Annotated in this window: 16 protein-coding genes; 8 read left to right on the plus strand and 8 right to left on the minus strand. The window is 40.7% G+C overall.

Going from position 1 to position 15,041, the window contains the following annotated elements; all coding sequences use genetic code 11:
• Positions 1 to 41 precede the first annotated feature (41 nt).
• Both ACX3PU_RS06895 and ACX3PU_RS06900 read right to left on the minus strand, forming a co-directional pair.
• The gene (locus tag ACX3PU_RS06895; protein ID WP_459084228.1) at positions 42 to 746 is read right to left on the minus strand and encodes a DUF3307 domain-containing protein; all 705 of its coding nucleotides are present in this window, start codon (positions 744 to 746) and stop codon (positions 42 to 44) included.
• A gap of 1 nt (position 747) precedes the next feature.
• A complete protein-coding gene (locus tag ACX3PU_RS06900) occupies positions 748 to 1,353 on the minus strand; it encodes a SatD family protein (protein ID WP_459084229.1) in 606 nt (201 codons plus the stop codon).
• A gap of 243 nt (positions 1,354 to 1,596) precedes the next feature.
• Between ACX3PU_RS06900 and ACX3PU_RS06905 the strand changes: the two genes are divergently transcribed.
• From ACX3PU_RS06905 to ACX3PU_RS06920, 4 genes are all read left to right on the plus strand, one after another.
• A complete protein-coding gene (locus ACX3PU_RS06905) occupies positions 1,597 to 2,736 on the plus strand; it encodes an acyl-CoA dehydrogenase family protein (RefSeq protein ID WP_459084230.1) in 1,140 nt (379 codons plus the stop codon).
• 96 nt (positions 2,737 to 2,832) lie between these two features.
• A complete protein-coding gene (locus tag ACX3PU_RS06910; RefSeq protein WP_459084231.1) occupies positions 2,833 to 3,297 on the plus strand; it encodes a pyrophosphohydrolase domain-containing protein in 465 nt (154 codons plus the stop codon).
• Between the two features lie 28 nt (positions 3,298 to 3,325).
• The gene (locus ACX3PU_RS06915) at positions 3,326 to 3,754 is read left to right on the plus strand and encodes a thioredoxin family protein (RefSeq protein ID WP_459084232.1); all 429 of its coding nucleotides are present in this window, start codon (positions 3,326 to 3,328) and stop codon (positions 3,752 to 3,754) included.
• Between the two features lie 12 nt (positions 3,755 to 3,766).
• Entirely contained in the window at positions 3,767 to 4,384 is a 618-nt protein-coding gene (locus ACX3PU_RS06920; RefSeq protein ID WP_459084233.1) for a DUF4230 domain-containing protein, read from the plus strand.
• Positions 4,385 to 4,454: 70 nt separating this feature from the next.
• Here the strand turns inward: ACX3PU_RS06920 and cphA are convergent, their stop codons facing one another.
• Positions 4,455 to 7,085: a cyanophycin synthetase gene (cphA, locus tag ACX3PU_RS06925; RefSeq protein ID WP_459084234.1), complete on the minus strand. Its 2,631-nt coding sequence runs from the start codon at positions 7,083 to 7,085 to the stop codon at positions 4,455 to 4,457.
• 193 nt (positions 7,086 to 7,278) lie between these two features.
• Here cphA and ACX3PU_RS06930 point away from each other — a divergent pair, with 193 nt between their 5' ends.
• The 3 genes from ACX3PU_RS06930 (at position 7,279) to ACX3PU_RS06940 (ending at position 9,478) form a co-directional block, all read left to right on the plus strand.
• Entirely contained in the window at positions 7,279 to 8,163 is an 885-nt protein-coding gene (locus ACX3PU_RS06930) for a cyanophycinase (protein WP_459084235.1), read from the plus strand.
• A gap of 4 nt (positions 8,164 to 8,167) precedes the next feature.
• Positions 8,168 to 9,016: an isoaspartyl peptidase/L-asparaginase gene (locus ACX3PU_RS06935; protein WP_459084236.1), complete on the plus strand. Its 849-nt coding sequence runs from the start codon at positions 8,168 to 8,170 to the stop codon at positions 9,014 to 9,016.
• 318 nt (positions 9,017 to 9,334) lie between these two features.
• Complete coding sequence (locus ACX3PU_RS06940; protein WP_459084237.1) at positions 9,335 to 9,478, plus strand: hypothetical protein; 144 nt, start codon at positions 9,335 to 9,337, stop codon at positions 9,476 to 9,478.
• Between the two features lie 216 nt (positions 9,479 to 9,694).
• Here ACX3PU_RS06940 and hisS read toward each other — a convergent pair whose 3' ends face one another.
• The 3 genes from hisS to ACX3PU_RS06955 all read right to left on the minus strand — a co-directional run bounded on the left by hisS (position 9,695) and on the right by ACX3PU_RS06955 (position 12,025).
• Positions 9,695 to 11,041, minus strand: a complete 1,347-nt coding sequence (gene hisS / locus ACX3PU_RS06945; RefSeq protein ID WP_459084238.1) for a histidine--tRNA ligase — start codon at positions 11,039 to 11,041, stop codon at positions 9,695 to 9,697.
• A 190-nt stretch (positions 11,042 to 11,231) separates the two neighbouring features.
• Positions 11,232 to 11,687: an HRDC domain-containing protein gene (locus tag ACX3PU_RS06950; protein WP_459084239.1), complete on the minus strand. Its 456-nt coding sequence runs from the start codon at positions 11,685 to 11,687 to the stop codon at positions 11,232 to 11,234.
• 11 nt (positions 11,688 to 11,698) lie between these two features.
• The gene (locus ACX3PU_RS06955) at positions 11,699 to 12,025 is read right to left on the minus strand and encodes a single-stranded DNA-binding protein (protein WP_459084240.1); all 327 of its coding nucleotides are present in this window, start codon (positions 12,023 to 12,025) and stop codon (positions 11,699 to 11,701) included.
• A gap of 166 nt (positions 12,026 to 12,191) precedes the next feature.
• Between ACX3PU_RS06955 and ACX3PU_RS06960 the strand changes: the two genes are divergently transcribed.
• Positions 12,192 to 12,551, plus strand: a complete 360-nt coding sequence (locus tag ACX3PU_RS06960) for a hypothetical protein (RefSeq protein ID WP_459084241.1) — start codon at positions 12,192 to 12,194, stop codon at positions 12,549 to 12,551.
• 8 nt (positions 12,552 to 12,559) lie between these two features.
• On the opposite strand, the gene ACX3PU_RS06965 is transcribed toward ACX3PU_RS06960, so the two are convergent.
• On the minus strand, positions 12,560 to 13,384 hold the full coding sequence (locus ACX3PU_RS06965) for a CvfB family protein (RefSeq protein ID WP_459084242.1): 825 nt from the start codon (positions 13,382 to 13,384) through the stop codon (positions 12,560 to 12,562).
• A 173-nt stretch (positions 13,385 to 13,557) separates the two neighbouring features.
• Entirely contained in the window at positions 13,558 to 14,961 is a 1,404-nt protein-coding gene (gene lpdA, locus ACX3PU_RS06970) for a dihydrolipoyl dehydrogenase (RefSeq protein ID WP_459084243.1), read from the minus strand.
• Positions 14,962 to 15,041: the final 80 nt, after the last annotated feature.

The raw sequence follows: 15,041 nt of genomic DNA on the forward strand, positions 1-15,041 counted from the left end.
TACATTTGCTTTTCCTTGTCAAGGAAAAATTTTATTAGGATCTAATTATAAATTCCAATTACTAACAGTGCGCTTACCACTGAGAGTCCAAAACTAAGTAGTGTACCTATTAGTACGTACTCGGTTAACTTTCTCTGTCTGGCCTGAGCTAAGTCACTAAATCGAAATACAGATTTAGCCGCAATCATAAAACCGACTCCTTCCCAATGTCCAGTCACGATAAATATATACACCAAAAGACGCTCCAAAATTCCAATATAATGGCCCGCATTGACTAAAGATTCACTCTGTGTGCTTTCGGCAGAAGGCGTGAACGGAGTCCAGCTCGAGATCAAACTTTTCACCATCACTGAGCAGGGAATCGTAACAAAGACGGCGCCTAGAATTAGAGGCGTATTGACCAGTAGGGTTTCTTTCGATAGGCTCCATTGGTCCATTCCCACACATAACAAAAGAATCACAATCAAGTGAAGGATTTGGTCCCCAAAAAACCACTTCACCTTAGTGGAAGTCGTTTGGAACCTTAATTTCAACAAATCAATAAGATAATGTGTACTCCCAATCACCAACGAAAACCACCAAAACTCCCGTGGAAGGAAAAGAAGTACCAAAAGGGTGTGTATTATAACGTGGGCATATAAGTAGACACTTTTGTACGTATCACGCTCTTTCGCCTGTACCCAAGATTTAGGTTGGAGCAAGAAGTCTCCGAGTAAATGGGCCAGAAGGAGCAGTGAGAGTATCATGTTACAGCTGAGATATTTTTAGTCTATAGTATTGTTCGGTTTGCGAAATGAGATCGAGGTTCGCTCTTTTCAGTCGCTGACTTACGGAAGACTGTGTGATGCTAAATTTTTGTGCTAATTCCTCTTGAGTAATTCCAGGTAGAATAATGAATTCGTGTAGAATTTGAGCAACGGCCCACGTCCAACTATCAAAATCGATCGAGGCCCATTTAAAGAGTAGATTTAATTCCTCATTTAACGCAAGGTTCGGGGTCTGAATGGCTAGGGTCTTGCCGTCGGCTTTTAACTGATTTAACAATCTACCGGAAGCAACATATGCGGATCCGTTGGACTCTGTGATTTTTTCAGATGTGAATTTCTCCTCCCCGATGCCGATTGCCATTCTTACATCCAAACTTTCAATCGATTTGACTAGGGATTTGATCGCAAGTACGTACTTAAAAGCAAGCTGAGGTTCGCATTTTATTTGGAACTCATCTCCCCTATAAATCTCCCAATCCTTGGGACTTGAGCCCCAATGAGAGAGCAAAGCTTTTAAGGGCTTTAGCCAGATTTCCGTCTCGGTGCTTTCTGAATTAATAATGTCTCCCGTGATGACCGCTTTCATAGAGCAAAAATAAGCAATAAAACTAATAATACAACTATATAAGTAAAAAGTCTAATATCCGCTTAAATAAGCTAATCATCTAATATTGTTTAATTATTAGCTTTATACCTAATACCAAAGAAACAAAGCATTTCGTGAGGGGAAAAGACTTTTCCGAAAAGAACGAGTAACAACCTCATAGCTAAAGGATAAAAGAATTTTCTAAAAAGCGCATTTTTGTCTATATTTACGCAAACAACATTTATGAAAACAGAACTGCAAGAAAGCTTAAAAATGATCGCACAGACCGCCAAAGAATTTGCGGAAAAAGAAATACGCCCCAATATTATGGAGTGGGACGAAGCTCAAACGTTTCCAAAGGCATTGTTTCACCAACTGGGAGAAATGGGATTCATGGGAATTGTAATCCCGGAAGAATATGGCGGATCTGGATTAGGCTACCAAGAATACGTTAGCATCCTTGATGAAATCTCGCAGGTAGACCCCTCCATTGGCCTTTCTGTTGCCGCACACAATTCCCTATGCACTAACCATATTTATGAATTCGGAAACGAAGAGCAGCGCCAAAAATGGCTCCCTCAACTCGCCTCTGGAAAAACCATTGGCGCGTGGGGACTTACAGAACATAACACAGGTTCTGATTCAGGCGGTATGAGTACTACTGCCGTCAAAGACGGAAACGATTGGATTATCAGTGGAGCCAAAAACTTCATTACGCACGCTATCTCAGGTGACATTGCAGTGGTCATGACCCGCACTGGGGAAATTGGAGCCAAAAACAATTCGACCGCTTTTGTTTTGGAAAAAGGAATGGCAGGATTTAGCTCTGGTAAAAAAGAAAATAAACTTGGAATGAGAGCTTCGGAAACGGCAGAACTCATCTTCGATAAGGTTCGTGTACCGGATTCCCACAGGTTAGGAGAAGTAGGCGAAGGCTTTAAGCAGGCTATGAAAATTTTAGACGGAGGTCGTATCTCAATTGCGGCATTAAGTCTAGGAATTTCGCGCGGAGCTTACAAAGCCGCGTTACAATATTCCTTAGAGAGAAAACAATTTGGCAAAGCGATCAATGAATTCCAAGCGGTGAACTTCATGCTTGCAGACATGGCAACGGAAATTGAGGCTTCTGAACTTCTAATCCGAAATGCGGCCACTTTAAAAAACAGCAAAGCCAAAATGACCAAAGAAGGCGCGATGGCGAAGCTTTACGCCTCTGAGGCCTGTGTTCGAATTTCAAACAATGCCGTGCAAATCTTCGGAGGCTACGGATACACCAAAGATTTTCCTGTCGAAAAATTCTATAGAGACTCTAAACTCTGTACCATTGGCGAAGGAACTTCCGAGATTCAGAGACTTGTAATTGGAAGAGCAATCTCTCATTAACATTTAAGACAAAGACAAAAATACAGGTTGCGTTAAAGGAGGTTCAAACTCTTTTGTGCAGCCTTTTTTTATTGAAACCACCCCATATTCTACCCTATGAGTACTAAAGACAGCCTTTCAAAAGTAGCCGAATTTCATTCGGTTTTTTCAGTCCCTCATTTAACCAGTCCGCAAATTCCCGCTAAAGAAAGAGCTGAGCTGCGAGTTCGGCTATTGCAGGAAGAACTGGATGAATTAAAAGAAGCACTTGCGCAAAAGGACCTCATCGAGGTAGCAGATGCACTCTGCGATTTGCAGTATGTGCTCAATGGCGCGATTTTGGAATTTGGTATGGCTGATAGATTTGAATCGTTGTTTGAAGAAGTGCATCGATCCAATCTATCCAAAGCTTGCAAAGATCGAAACGAGGCAGAGCAAACCCTCGAGCAGTATAGGAATAAAGGAATTGCCTGTTATACAAAAGAATTAAACGGTAAATTTAACGTCTACAGAACCCAAGATAATAAAGTATTAAAAAGCCTAAATTATTCTCCCGCAGAACTAGGGAAATACTTAAAGTAATCTCATTTTAACGCACAATTAAAACGCTATGTCGGACTCTACTGGGATACAATCTCAAGATCTACTTAAACGCCCCGCTATTGCATCGTGGTTTCAACCGCAATACGACGAGTACCCCTTGGATTTAAGCATTCTTGATGAACTACGTATTTTGGATTTAAAAAGCATTCAAAAAGTATTGTTTTTTGGAACCTGGTGCGAGGATAGTCAAGAGCAAGTTCCTAGGCTTATGAAAATTTTTGAAAGGTTAGAGCTTCCCACCTCTAGCCTTACTCTCTATACAGTAGACGAAGAGAAAAAAGAACCTAAAAAAGAAATTCAAAACTTTCAAATTGAAAAAGTTCCTACACTTCTCCTTCTCAAAAACGGCGAAGAACTAGGACGCATCGTAGAGCGTCCGCAATCAGAAAGTCTTGAGAAAGATCTTCTCCGCATTTTACAAACCGTCCAACCTTAATAATTTATACTTGTGAACAACTACTCAAAACATATTCCCGCATTTTTGATCGGTGTACTTTTGACGCTTTTAATCGGACTTCTTTTGAAAAATCTCCTTACAAGTTCAAATGAAAAGGTCGACAACTCTTACTATGTCATTACAAATCAAATCCGCAAAATGAATAAAATGGTCGTGATGGAGCAAGATTTCTCTACTATTCAGCGTACGAAAATGAGTACGGAGATTCTAGGAGGCGGACTCCTACCTACAATGGATAAAGAAATCGTCACTTTCACGAAAACCAATGCACAAGTTTCTTACGATTTGAATCAACTCAAAGTCGAGGTGGATAGCACAAATCGAACCCTGACCATTCTCGCAATTCCCGATCCCGAAATCCGAATTATTCCGAGTGTTGAGATAAGTTCTGTGGACGATTCCTTCTTCAATCGTATCGAGCAAAAGGATTTGCAAAAAATCCAAAAAGCTGCAAAAGACCACGCACTAAAATCGGTCAACCAAAAGAAATTAGTACAGGAAAGTAAAGTACAACTAAGAGAAAATCTAGATCAAATATTCGTTTTAGCTAAGGCTCTCAATTATAACATTGTAGACGAAACAGGCTCGATGAATCTATTAAAACTTTAATACGATTCATCGAGTGTCCCGTTCTATGAATGATCCGCAAGAAGTTCTAAAATTAGGATCTTAATTCAAATTACAATCCACTCTGTTCTTCTTGCTGTTCTCTAAATTGATAATCCTGGACCAGTTCGATGGCGTTATCCACCACATCACTCAATGCGGTAATAAAGGTTCCTTCCTCCGCCATAGCCATTGCATGTTTAAGAGCTTCAATTTCTTTAGAGATGCATTCGTAGCTCACATCTCTACCTGAAGATGTTATTCCGTCGATGATTAATTGATTAATATCCTCCTCTTTTCGACCTCTAAGGTGCTTTTCGTTTCGAATAATAATATAATCAAACATACGTCCTGCAATTTTTCCACATTCTCGAATATCCTCGTCACGGCGATCGCCCACTCCGGAAATAATTCCGATCTTCTTGGTTGCCTCCACATTGCTTAAATAATCTTCAATGGCTTCATAACCCGCTGCGTTATGCGCGAAATCGATTAAAACCTTGAAGTTTTTGAACTTAAAAATATTTAATCTTCCCGGCGTTAACTGAGCACTCGGAACAAAAGTCCGTAGGGCCATCGCTATGTCTTCGATCGCGAATCCATATAAATAGGTGGCTAAAGACGCGGCTAGTACATTTTCAATCATGAATTTCGCCTTCCCTTCCATAGTAATGGGAATGTTAGTCACTTTGGCAATCCTAATTTTCCAATCTCCTTTTTTAATCGTGATAAATCCTTCTTCGTAAATGCAGGTTACTCTACCTTGCTTGGAGTACTTTACGATGTGTGGGTTGTTCTCATCAAGGCTAAAAAGTGCGACATTGGAATCGAGATCTCCCACCAATCTCATCGAGTATTCATCCTCTGCGTTCAGAACACACCAACCGTCCTTTTTCACACTGTCTAAAACCACGCGTTTCACACGTGCTAGGTCTTTTAAATTGTGAATATCGTCTAGCCCTAAATGGTCTTCTTTAATATTGGTAAGAACCCCGATATCACAAAGTCCAAAGCCTAGTCCTGAACGTAAGATACCGCCTCTAGCAGTTTCTAACACCGCAAACTCAACAGTGGGGTCTTTCAATACAAATTCAGCCGAAAGCGGCCCTGTGGTATCGCCTTTGGAAAGCATCGTGTTTTGAATGTAAATTCCATCGGAAGTGGTAAATCCTACTCGATACCCGTTGTTTTTTACAATGTGAGAAATGATTCGCGTAGTGGTGGTTTTCCCATTGGTACCGGTCACGGCAATGATCGGAATTCGAAATGGCTTTCCTGGAGGGTATAGCATTTCGACGACAGGTGCAGCGACGTTTCGAGGAAGTCCCTCACTGGGCGCCAGGTGCATCCGGAATCCGGGTGCTGCATTGACCTCAAGGACACAACCTCCTGTTTCTTTTAGAGGCTGGGTTAAATTTTCAGCCATGATATCAATCCCACAAACGTCTAGACCAATAATCTTTGAAATCCTTTCGCACAGTGTAATGTTATCCGGATGAACCATATCGGTCACATCGATCGAGGTACCCCCTGTCGAAAGATTTGCCGTAGATTTCAAATAAATGATTTCACCTTTCTGAGGAACCGTTTCTAACGTGTACCCTAGTCTATCTAAAAGTTCGTCTGTGCTTCGATCCGCATGAATCTCCGTAAGCACCTTTTCATGCCCAAAGCCTCTTCTCGGGTCCTGATTTTCCTTCTCGATAAGAACTTGAATGCTCGTCTCTCCATCCCCTACCACGCTAGCAGGAACCCTTCTTGCAGCGGCAACAAGTTTATTGTTAATGACTAGAACTCGAAAATCATAACCCGTGACATATTTTTCAACAATCACACGACTTGATATCTTTTGTGCTTCTACAAGTCCCTCTGCGGCTGCCTCCCACGTGGTGACATTGATAGACTGTCCTCTACCGTGATTTCCATCTAAGGGCTTTAATACAATAGGATATCCAATCTTATCAATGGTTTCTTGTAATTCCTGCTCATCGCGAACTAAACCTCCTAGAGGTACTGGAATAGCCGCATCATCAAGCATCTTTTTTGTAAGCTCTTTGTTGCATGCAATGTCCACTGCGATCGAACTGGTTTTCCCCGTGATCGTAGCTTGAAAGCGCTCTTGATTCACACCGTACCCGAGTTGAACCAAGGAATTTTTTCCCAATCGAATCCACGGAATTTTTCTAGAAACTGCCTCTTGCACGATACTACCCGTCGAGGGTCCTAAATGTTCGCGCTCTCGAATTTCTTTTAGCTTTTGAATCGTTGCCTCTAAATCGTAAGTCTCGCCATTAACCAAAGCTTGTGCTAATTCTACAGAAGCTTCTGCAGCGAAAACACCGCAATTTTCCTCGATATAGCTAAATACCACATTATATATCCCCGGAGATTTGGTTTCTCTTGTTCGACCAAACCCCGTATCCATACCTGCTAAAGTCTGCAGTTCCAAGGCCACATGTTCAATGACATGCCCCATCCAAGTGCCAGTTTCCACACGGTGAAAAAAACCACCCACTTCTCCTTCTGAGCATCGGTGGGACAGTAAACTAGGGATTAACTTTTCAATTCCCTCTCGAAATCCGGGTATTTTATTGGTCGGTAATTCTTCTAGTTCTTCCAAATTGAGTCTCATCTGAATGAGCTTCGTTCTTCTAATACTCCAAATATTGGGTCCTCGTAGTACTTGTATCTTTTCTATTTTCATCTTTGAATGGGGTAGGTTGACGATTAAATTGTAATCAAATATAATTCAAAAATAATTTGGTTTCAACAAAGAATCAAATTAAACTTTATATTTCTGATTAACTTATTTAAGTTCAGCTTAAAAAATGGTCTTGTAAACCGATAATCCTTGCTTAGAATTTCTCAAGAAATTAATTATTTCTAACTTTGCAACCATGAAGCCACTAGGAAAACTAATAGTCATTGGCGGCGCTGTGAATAAAGGCAGTTTCGCTGAAACTGATTTTGACTCCAATGTAGAACAAAATCTAAATTTTTTTGAAAAAGGAATTCTGCGAAAGATCATTAATGAAGCACGATTAAAAGAAGACTCCGTCATTGAGGTCATTCCCACAGCTTCCCAGATTGCACAAATTGTAGGACCTGAGTATAAAAAAGCCTTTGAATTCTTAGGAGCAAAAAATGTTCAAATTCTAGACATAACGAACCGAGAGCAGGCAAACAGTGATGCCATTGTGGCTCGCGCCAATGCGGCTGACGTGGTCATGTTCACAGGGGGCGATCAACTTCGACTCTCCTCTATTCTAGGAGGGACGCGCTTTCACGATGCCATTCTAAACAAATACCAAACTGAAAATTTCGTGTATGCGGGAACTTCTGCAGGTGCGGCAGCAGCCTCAGAAAATATGATCTATCAAGGCTCTAGCAGTGAAGCTCTTTTAAAAGGGGAAGTGAAAACGACACAGGGGCTAGGTTTTATTGATGACGTGATTATTGATACTCACTTTGTCCAACGAGGTCGAATTGGCAGACTTTTCCAATCGGTGGTCAACAACCCGAGAACCTTAGGAATCGGACTTGGAGAAGACACCGGCCTTTATATTTACGATGGCGTGATGACAGCCGTTGGTTCTGGACTTGTGATCATTGTAGACGGTCGCTTTATTAAAGATACAAACCTAACCAACATTCATCTCGGACAACCTGTATCTATTGATAATCTAACGGTGCACGTGATGTCCCAAGACGACCATTTCGATCTTACGACGAAAGAAATGACCATTGTCAATTCACAGTACCAAACCCAACCTCAAGCTTAAATCTATGAAACTTCTTATCCACGGAGGCTTTTTCTCCGAAAGCGATCAAAGCCTAGAAACGAAAAAAGCAAAGCAATCCGCTCTTAAAACCATCATTGAAAAATCGTACATGTACCTTTCCTCTCATAGTGCAGTGGAGACTTGCACGTATGCTGTGAGTTTATTAGAAGACGATGCTTTATTTAATGCGGGAACAGGCTCGCAGATTCAAAGCGATGGGGTCATTCGAATGAGCGCAGCACTGATGGATGGAGAAACTCAAAAAATGTCCGGGGTCATCAATTTAGAAGAAGTTAAAAACCCAATTGAGGTCGCGAAAAAATTAATGGACGCCCAAGTAGAGGACCGAATTCTAAGCGGTCCGGGAGCCAAGCAATATGCCGAGAAATTAGGCTTTGATTCTTATTCCACAGAAATTCCAAGCCGTAGAGCGGAATACCTTGCCAAGAAAAAAAGCGAAGGCAAAGGCACGGTAGGATGCGTCGTTTTAGATAGAAACGGAAAACTAGCCGCAGCGACTTCCACCGGTGGAAAAGGCTTTGAGATTCCAGGTCGGGTTTCAGACTCAGCAACTGTGGCTGGAAATTATGCAAACTCTTTTTGCGCCGTTAGTTGTACGGGTGTGGGAGAAGACATTGTAAGCAACGCTACAGCCTGCAAGATTGTTACAAGAGTCAGTGACGGTGCGAGCCTTGAAACTGCTTTTGAGAAAACATTTACGGAACTTAAAAAAATCGATGGCTTTGCAGGCGCGATTGGAATCGATGCCAAAGGAAATATCTTTCATTTGGATTCTCATCCAACTATGGTGTACGCCTCCTATGACGGAACCCATCTGCAAGTATTTGATTAAGGACTCTACTTAAAATCCTTTCTTTTTATCTTTTTTCTTTCCTTTTTTCAGGAAAGCCCTTTCCTATCTATTATAGCGTAAAATGAGGTGTCCTACGATTGCAAAGCAAATCTAGGCAGCTTAATTTTTTGAGGCCAATGGTCACCTTAAATCTATACTTTCCTCCTAAGATAGTAGAGTAAGAATTTGCTTCAAAAAGCCTTTCCATTTCATTTCTTCAACTTTAACAAAATTTTAATAGCAGCCATCAAATTTTGGCACGTATTTTACATTACTGTAGGTATACAAAAACAAAAATTAATTTTAAAAAACACAACTATGGGTAATAAAAGAAATGGCTTACTCGCCTTATTAGGATTAGGTGCTTTTGCATGGTGGAAATACAAAAATTCAACCCCAGAAGACCAACAAAAAGTAAAAGATCAACTTGACACTGTGAAAAGCAACGTGAACAAATGGTGATCAGATATTAAAAACAAAGCGAACGATGTCGCTTCACAAGTTCAGAGCAAAGCGGGTGAATACACCAAAAAAGCAGAAGACGCAGCGCAAGACATTAAGTCAGACTTGAACTAATCAAGAATCCACATGGATTAATTTTCACATTCATATTATACAAAGAAAATCCAACTAATTGATTTTAGTTGGATTTTTTATGGGGAAAAGTTGCCGCCAATTCTATTTCAAAAATTCCTGTAAACTCAAGGTCTTTTGTTCTCCTGAATTCAAATCCTTAATCGAAATGTTTCCGTTTTGAATTTCAGTTTCTCCGTAAAAGACAAGGTTCTGGATTCCTTTCTTTTCTGCATAGAGAAACTGTTTCTTCAGCTTCGCAGGTTCTGGGTACAGTTCACAAGAATAGCCTTTTGCTCGTAATTTTGCTAAAACGCTTTGTGCTGCTGAAGACTCCTGCGATCCATAATTTGCAAAAAGATAATCCGTAGATGCCCCTTCGTGCTTTGTGAACAGCCCTAATTCTTCTAACACTAGATAGATTCGGTCAAGGCCAAAGGAAATCCCAATGCCAGGCATATTTTTAACTCCAAACACTTCGGTTAAGTTGTTATAGCGACCGCCGCCGCCAACAGAGCCCATTTCAACCCCTAGGGCTTTAATTTCAAAAATGGCTCCTGTATAGTAATCTAAACCTCTAGCTAGAGTAATGTTAAAGACGAGCTTGTTTGCAAGTCCTATTTTTTCGCATTCTTGCAAAACAAAGAGAAGCTCTTCTACTCCTTGTTTTCCTTCAGGAATTTCGGCGAAACAGGTCGTAAGAATCTCCAAAACTTCGCTTTGTGTAAGGGTCTCATTAAATAGAAATGCAACTTTGTCTATTGCCTCTTGTGAAATCCCCTTTTCCATCATTTCCTTACGAACTCCTTGCTCTCCTATTTTATCGAGTTTGTCTAAGGCGACTGTAAAATCAATCAGTTGACTTTCAATTCCTGCAAATTGGGACAATCCCATTAAAATCTTGCGGTTGTTCAGATGAATTTCAACCGGAAGTTCTAAATCCTCAAAACTTTTGGAATAAAGCTGCACAAGTTCAACTTCTTGCCATAAACTTTCACTTCCTACTACATCCGCGTCGCACTGATAAAACTCTCTAAATCGACCTTTTTGTGGACGGTCCGCCCTCCATACCGGTTGGATTTGATAGCGCTTGAATGGGAACGTTAATTTCCCTTGATTCATGGCTACAAAGCGTGCAAAAGGCACAGTCAAATCATAGCGAAGTGCCTTCTCACTAATTTGACTTACTAATTTCTGACTCGATTTCCCTTCCCAATCTTGGCTATTCACTTTCGATAAGAAATCACCAGAATTAAGAATTTTAAAAATCAATCGATCCCCTTCCTCTCCGTACTTTCCTGTCAGTGTACTTAAGTTTTCAAAACTCGGTGTTTCCAAAGGCATATAGCCAAAGAGTTCAAAATTCTTCTGAAGAACAGAAATTATATATCTTCTCTTTTGCAGCTCTTCTGCTGTAAAATCACGCGTTCCTTTTGCTAAACTTGGTTTCATAATGATAGTAATTCAATGGGATTTGGCTTTCACAAAGCCACCGGGCAAAAATACGGATTTTTACCTTTAGTTCCCTTCTCTCCCCTGAAAAGGACTACTGGATTTAAGTATCCATACAAAATGCGCTTTCCACCAAAGCAGAAAGCGCAACCCTAAAAACACGAAAAAAAAAAAAAAAAAAAATATAAAATTATACCTGAAAAATTCTTTTTAATTCCTGCAAAAGATCTTCTCCATAGGAATTTACTTTTGCCTCTCCAAACCCTCGAACGGATCGAAGGGATTCTAAATCTGTAGGTTTCTCGATTAGAACGGCCTGCAACTCCCGATTCGTCGCTACGCGGTAAGGCGGAACGTTTTGACTACGAGCGTGGGCGGTCCTCCACCTCTTGAGTTCTTCGAGCCGAACCCCATCGAGCTCAGAAAGAGGCTTAGAGTCTTCTACTTCCTCTTTCAAACCTTTTGTCTTCTTTGCCTGAAAAGGAAGCTCATAAATAACAGCGACCGACCATAGGGTATCTCCCACACCAATGTAAGCGGTTTCTATTTGCAATACTTGGTGCTCTTCAAAAAATGCATTGATCGAAGTTTGATCTTCCTGAAGCAGTTTTTCAGCCGATCGAAGTGTGAACAATTTAAGTTTCATCGTCCGTGGAACTAACTTAGTAAAATCACTTCGCTGAGCCGAATTTCCGTGATGGATTTCTTCTGCCCTTCGGAATTTTCATAGCTGCGGTACTGAATTTTTCCCTCGACCGCGATTTCTTTTCCTTTAAAAACATACTTCTGGAGAATCTCCGCAGTTTTCCCAAAGGCAATCAAATTGTGCCATTGGGTTTCCTCCACTTTTTCCCCTTCTTGGTTCATGTAATAATCGTTTGTGGCCAGCGATACCAAAGCTTTCACACCTCCGTTTTCAAAGGTTACTATTTCAACATCGCTTCCTGTACGGCCAATTAAACTCACTCGATTTCTAATAGACATAATACTGTAATTTTGGTTAAACAATTCTTTGCACCCTTCTCGGGCATTAACTTGGAAGCAAAGTTTCAAAATCGTTTTGAAGGGATTCGGTTCGTACTCACTTACTTACATTTGTAGTCGTTTGCAATCGAATAAAGAAGAATATGTTTATATTTGAAAAAAAACCATGAACTGCTTAGAATGTGGAGAGCGCCTTGTGGGGCGCTCAGATAAAAAATTTTGCAACGATTCTTGTCGCAATACCTACAATAACAAAAACAATAAGGACACTTCGAACCTCATGCGAAGTATCCATTCTCAGCTGCGACGCAACTATAGAATCCTTCAAAGCTATTCTTTTGTAGAAAATCAGGCCGCAACGACGACCACAAAATTAAGCGCAGAAGGCTTCAATTTCGAGTATTTTACGCAGCAAAAAATGTATTCTGATGGAACAACCCGTAGAATTCTCTATGACATAGGCTATGAAATCCTAGAAAAAGGACGTGTAAGGCTATTTCAGATAAGGCAGCAAGGACCCTTTTAGAGTGGAGATTAGATCAGTCTAATTTTGTCTTCTGAAATTTCAATGACTTTGTCTTTGTAAAGTCCACCAATCGCTTTTTTGAAGTTCTTCTTGCTCATCTCGAGCTCGAGTTTAATTTCTTCTGGAGTCGATTTATCGGTTAAGTAAAGAAGACCGTAATTTTGTTCAAGCTTATCGAGAATGACCTTTTGGAATTCATCTATGTGTTCGTAGCCTTCCCTTTGCAAGGAAACATCAATTTTACCGTCCTCTCTTAACTGCTTGATATACCCTACCTCGGTGGAAAGTGGATACATTTTTTTATACACATCGGAGGCGTAAATTAGCCCTATGTACTTTTGGTTAATTACCACATTCCATCCCAGCTCTCCTTCGTTCATCACTAGGAGTTCTACCTTATCTCCAGGCGCAAAAGGAAGATCCTCGTATTGTGGGTTTCTTTTGAATTTCGTGGTTCCTGTGATTAAACCGGTCGGTTCATCAATATACACATAGACCAGATAGCGTTTGCCTTCTTCAATTTTGGATTTTTGTTGTTTGTACGGAACAAAGAGATCCTTGATGATCCCCCAATCCATGAAAGCCCCACTAGGAAGACTTTGTACACAGTGCATGACGGCAAATTGACCCACTTGGGCTAAGGGAGTCTCTGTCGTTGCCTTAAGTCGTCCGTCGTCTTGAAATACAAATACCTGAATCTCATCCCCCACATTCAAGGAATCCTTGACAAATAATTTGGGTAAAAAAGCGTTCCATTCTAGATCGTCTTCAAGGATATAGCCTGACGAGTTTTGTTCAGAAACTTTTAGGGTTTGTATTTTTCCGATGTCCATATTTAATATTTACTGCAAATTTAAACTTTAATTGGTAAGGGCGTGCCTCTGGGAACATAAAATCAAAAAAAGGAAATCATTTCGCTCCACTTTTCTAAGGGATGTACTCTTTTTAAATATAAGATGACGATCCTTTACGGATCGCCATTCTACTTTTATTATGAAAACTTGAATTACATGTGAATCGCAATTTTAGCAGTCGCATCAAGTGCGGCCTCTTTAAAGGCTTCTGCATACGACGGGTGCGCATGAGACATTCTTGCGATGTCCTCCGCACTGGCTCTAAATTCCATAGCCGTGACCGCAGCGGCAATCATATCCGCAGCTCTAGCTCCGACCATATGAACGCCTAACACTTCGTCTGTCTTCTCGTCTGCAATGATTTTAATAAATCCATCAATATCTCCAGAAGCTCTACTTCTACCCAGTGCTCTCATTGGGAAGTTCCCTACTTTCACACTACGTCCTTCTTCTTGAAGTTGTTCTTGAGTTTTTCCAACTCCCGCTACTTCTGGCCAAGTATAAACTACTCCTGGAATTAAATTGTAGTCGATATGAGGCTTTTGTCCCGCCAATTGTTCTGCCACGAAGACTCCTTCTTCAGAAGCTTTGTGAGCTAACATAGCCCCTTTGATTACATCTCCGATGGCATAAATATTTTGCACGTTGGTTTGAAGATGTTCGTTTACTTTTACTTTTCCGCGTTCGTCCAATTCTACGCCCGCTTTTTCAAGTCCAAGTCCGTCGGTGTAGGGTTTTCTACCTACGGCTACAAGAACATAGTCTCCTTCGATTTTAACCTCTTCGTCTTTTTTGTTTTTTGCAGTAACCACCACGTTATCTCCTTTTCTTTCCACTGCTGAAACCGCAGTAGAAAGCATAAATTTCACGCCTTGTTTTTTAAGAACTTTTTGAAGTTCTTTCGAAAGGGCACCGTCCATTCCTGGAATGATTTTATCAAGGTATTCAACAACGGTTACTTCTGCTCCTAATCTCTTGTACACAGATCCAAGTTCAAGACCAATGACCCCTCCTCCAATAACCACAAGGTGCTTTGGAATTTCTTTTAGGCTTAAAGCTTCCGTGGAAGTAATAATTCTCTCCTTGTCAAGAGTAACAAAAGGAAGAACTGAAGGTTTAGATCCTGTCGCAATAATGCTGTATTTCGTGTCGATCACCTCAGAGGATCCATCCTCTTTGGTTACTTTCACCTGAGTCGGGCTTTCAAAGCTACCTACCCCTTGAAATACGGTGATTTTATTCTTATCCATTAGGAATTCAATTCCTTTGGTGGTTTGCTCAACTACTTCGTTTTTGCGGGCTACCATTCTTTCTAGGTCGGCTCTTGGAGAATCGACTAAAATCCCATGATTCGCAAAATTATGAGTCGCATTGTGGAAATGCTCTGAACTGTCTAATAAAGCTTTTGACGGAATGCATCCGACATTCAGACACGTTCCCCCCATAGTTGGGTATTTTTCGATTATAGCTGTTTTAAATCCAAGTTGCGCAGCGCGGATAGCTGCAACGTATCCTCCAGGACCTGAACCGATTACGGTAACATCAAATTGACTCATTTTCTCTTTGTTAGAATTAAATATTCGTTTTCACAAAATTACAAAAATTTACGTCATCCCCTTACAATTTAAGCAAGAAC

This window comes from Chryseobacterium sp. A301 (genome assembly GCF_054489425.1).

Bases quoted from the DNA above. Each gene is read 5' to 3' on its own strand.
- ACX3PU_RS06895 (WP_459084228.1), bottom strand. From the start codon at position 746: ATGATACTCTCACTGCTCCTTCTGGCCCATTTACTCGGAGACTTCTTG.
- ACX3PU_RS06900 (WP_459084229.1), bottom strand. From the start codon at position 1,353: ATGAAAGCGGTCATCACGGGAGACATTATTAATTCAGAAAGCACCGAG.
- ACX3PU_RS06905 (WP_459084230.1), top strand. From the start codon at position 1,597: ATGAAAACAGAACTGCAAGAAAGCTTAAAAATGATCGCACAGACCGCC.
- ACX3PU_RS06910 (WP_459084231.1), top strand. From the start codon at position 2,833: ATGAGTACTAAAGACAGCCTTTCAAAAGTAGCCGAATTTCATTCGGTT.
- ACX3PU_RS06915 (WP_459084232.1), top strand. From the start codon at position 3,326: ATGTCGGACTCTACTGGGATACAATCTCAAGATCTACTTAAACGCCCC.
- cphA (WP_459084234.1), bottom strand. From the start codon at position 7,085: ATGAAAATAGAAAAGATACAAGTACTACGAGGACCCAATATTTGGAGT.
- ACX3PU_RS06930 (WP_459084235.1), top strand. From the start codon at position 7,279: ATGAAGCCACTAGGAAAACTAATAGTCATTGGCGGCGCTGTGAATAAA.
- ACX3PU_RS06935 (WP_459084236.1), top strand. From the start codon at position 8,168: ATGAAACTTCTTATCCACGGAGGCTTTTTCTCCGAAAGCGATCAAAGC.
- ACX3PU_RS06940 (WP_459084237.1), top strand. From the start codon at position 9,335: ATGGGTAATAAAAGAAATGGCTTACTCGCCTTATTAGGATTAGGTGCT.
- hisS (WP_459084238.1), bottom strand. From the start codon at position 11,041: ATGAAACCAAGTTTAGCAAAAGGAACGCGTGATTTTACAGCAGAAGAG.
- ACX3PU_RS06950 (WP_459084239.1), bottom strand. From the start codon at position 11,687: ATGAAACTTAAATTGTTCACACTTCGATCGGCTGAAAAACTGCTTCAG.
- ACX3PU_RS06955 (WP_459084240.1), bottom strand. From the start codon at position 12,025: ATGTCTATTAGAAATCGAGTGAGTTTAATTGGCCGTACAGGAAGCGAT.
- ACX3PU_RS06960 (WP_459084241.1), top strand. From the start codon at position 12,192: ATGAACTGCTTAGAATGTGGAGAGCGCCTTGTGGGGCGCTCAGATAAA.
- ACX3PU_RS06965 (WP_459084242.1), bottom strand. From the start codon at position 13,384: ATGGACATCGGAAAAATACAAACCCTAAAAGTTTCTGAACAAAACTCG.
- lpdA (WP_459084243.1), bottom strand. From the start codon at position 14,961: ATGAGTCAATTTGATGTTACCGTAATCGGTTCAGGTCCTGGAGGATAC.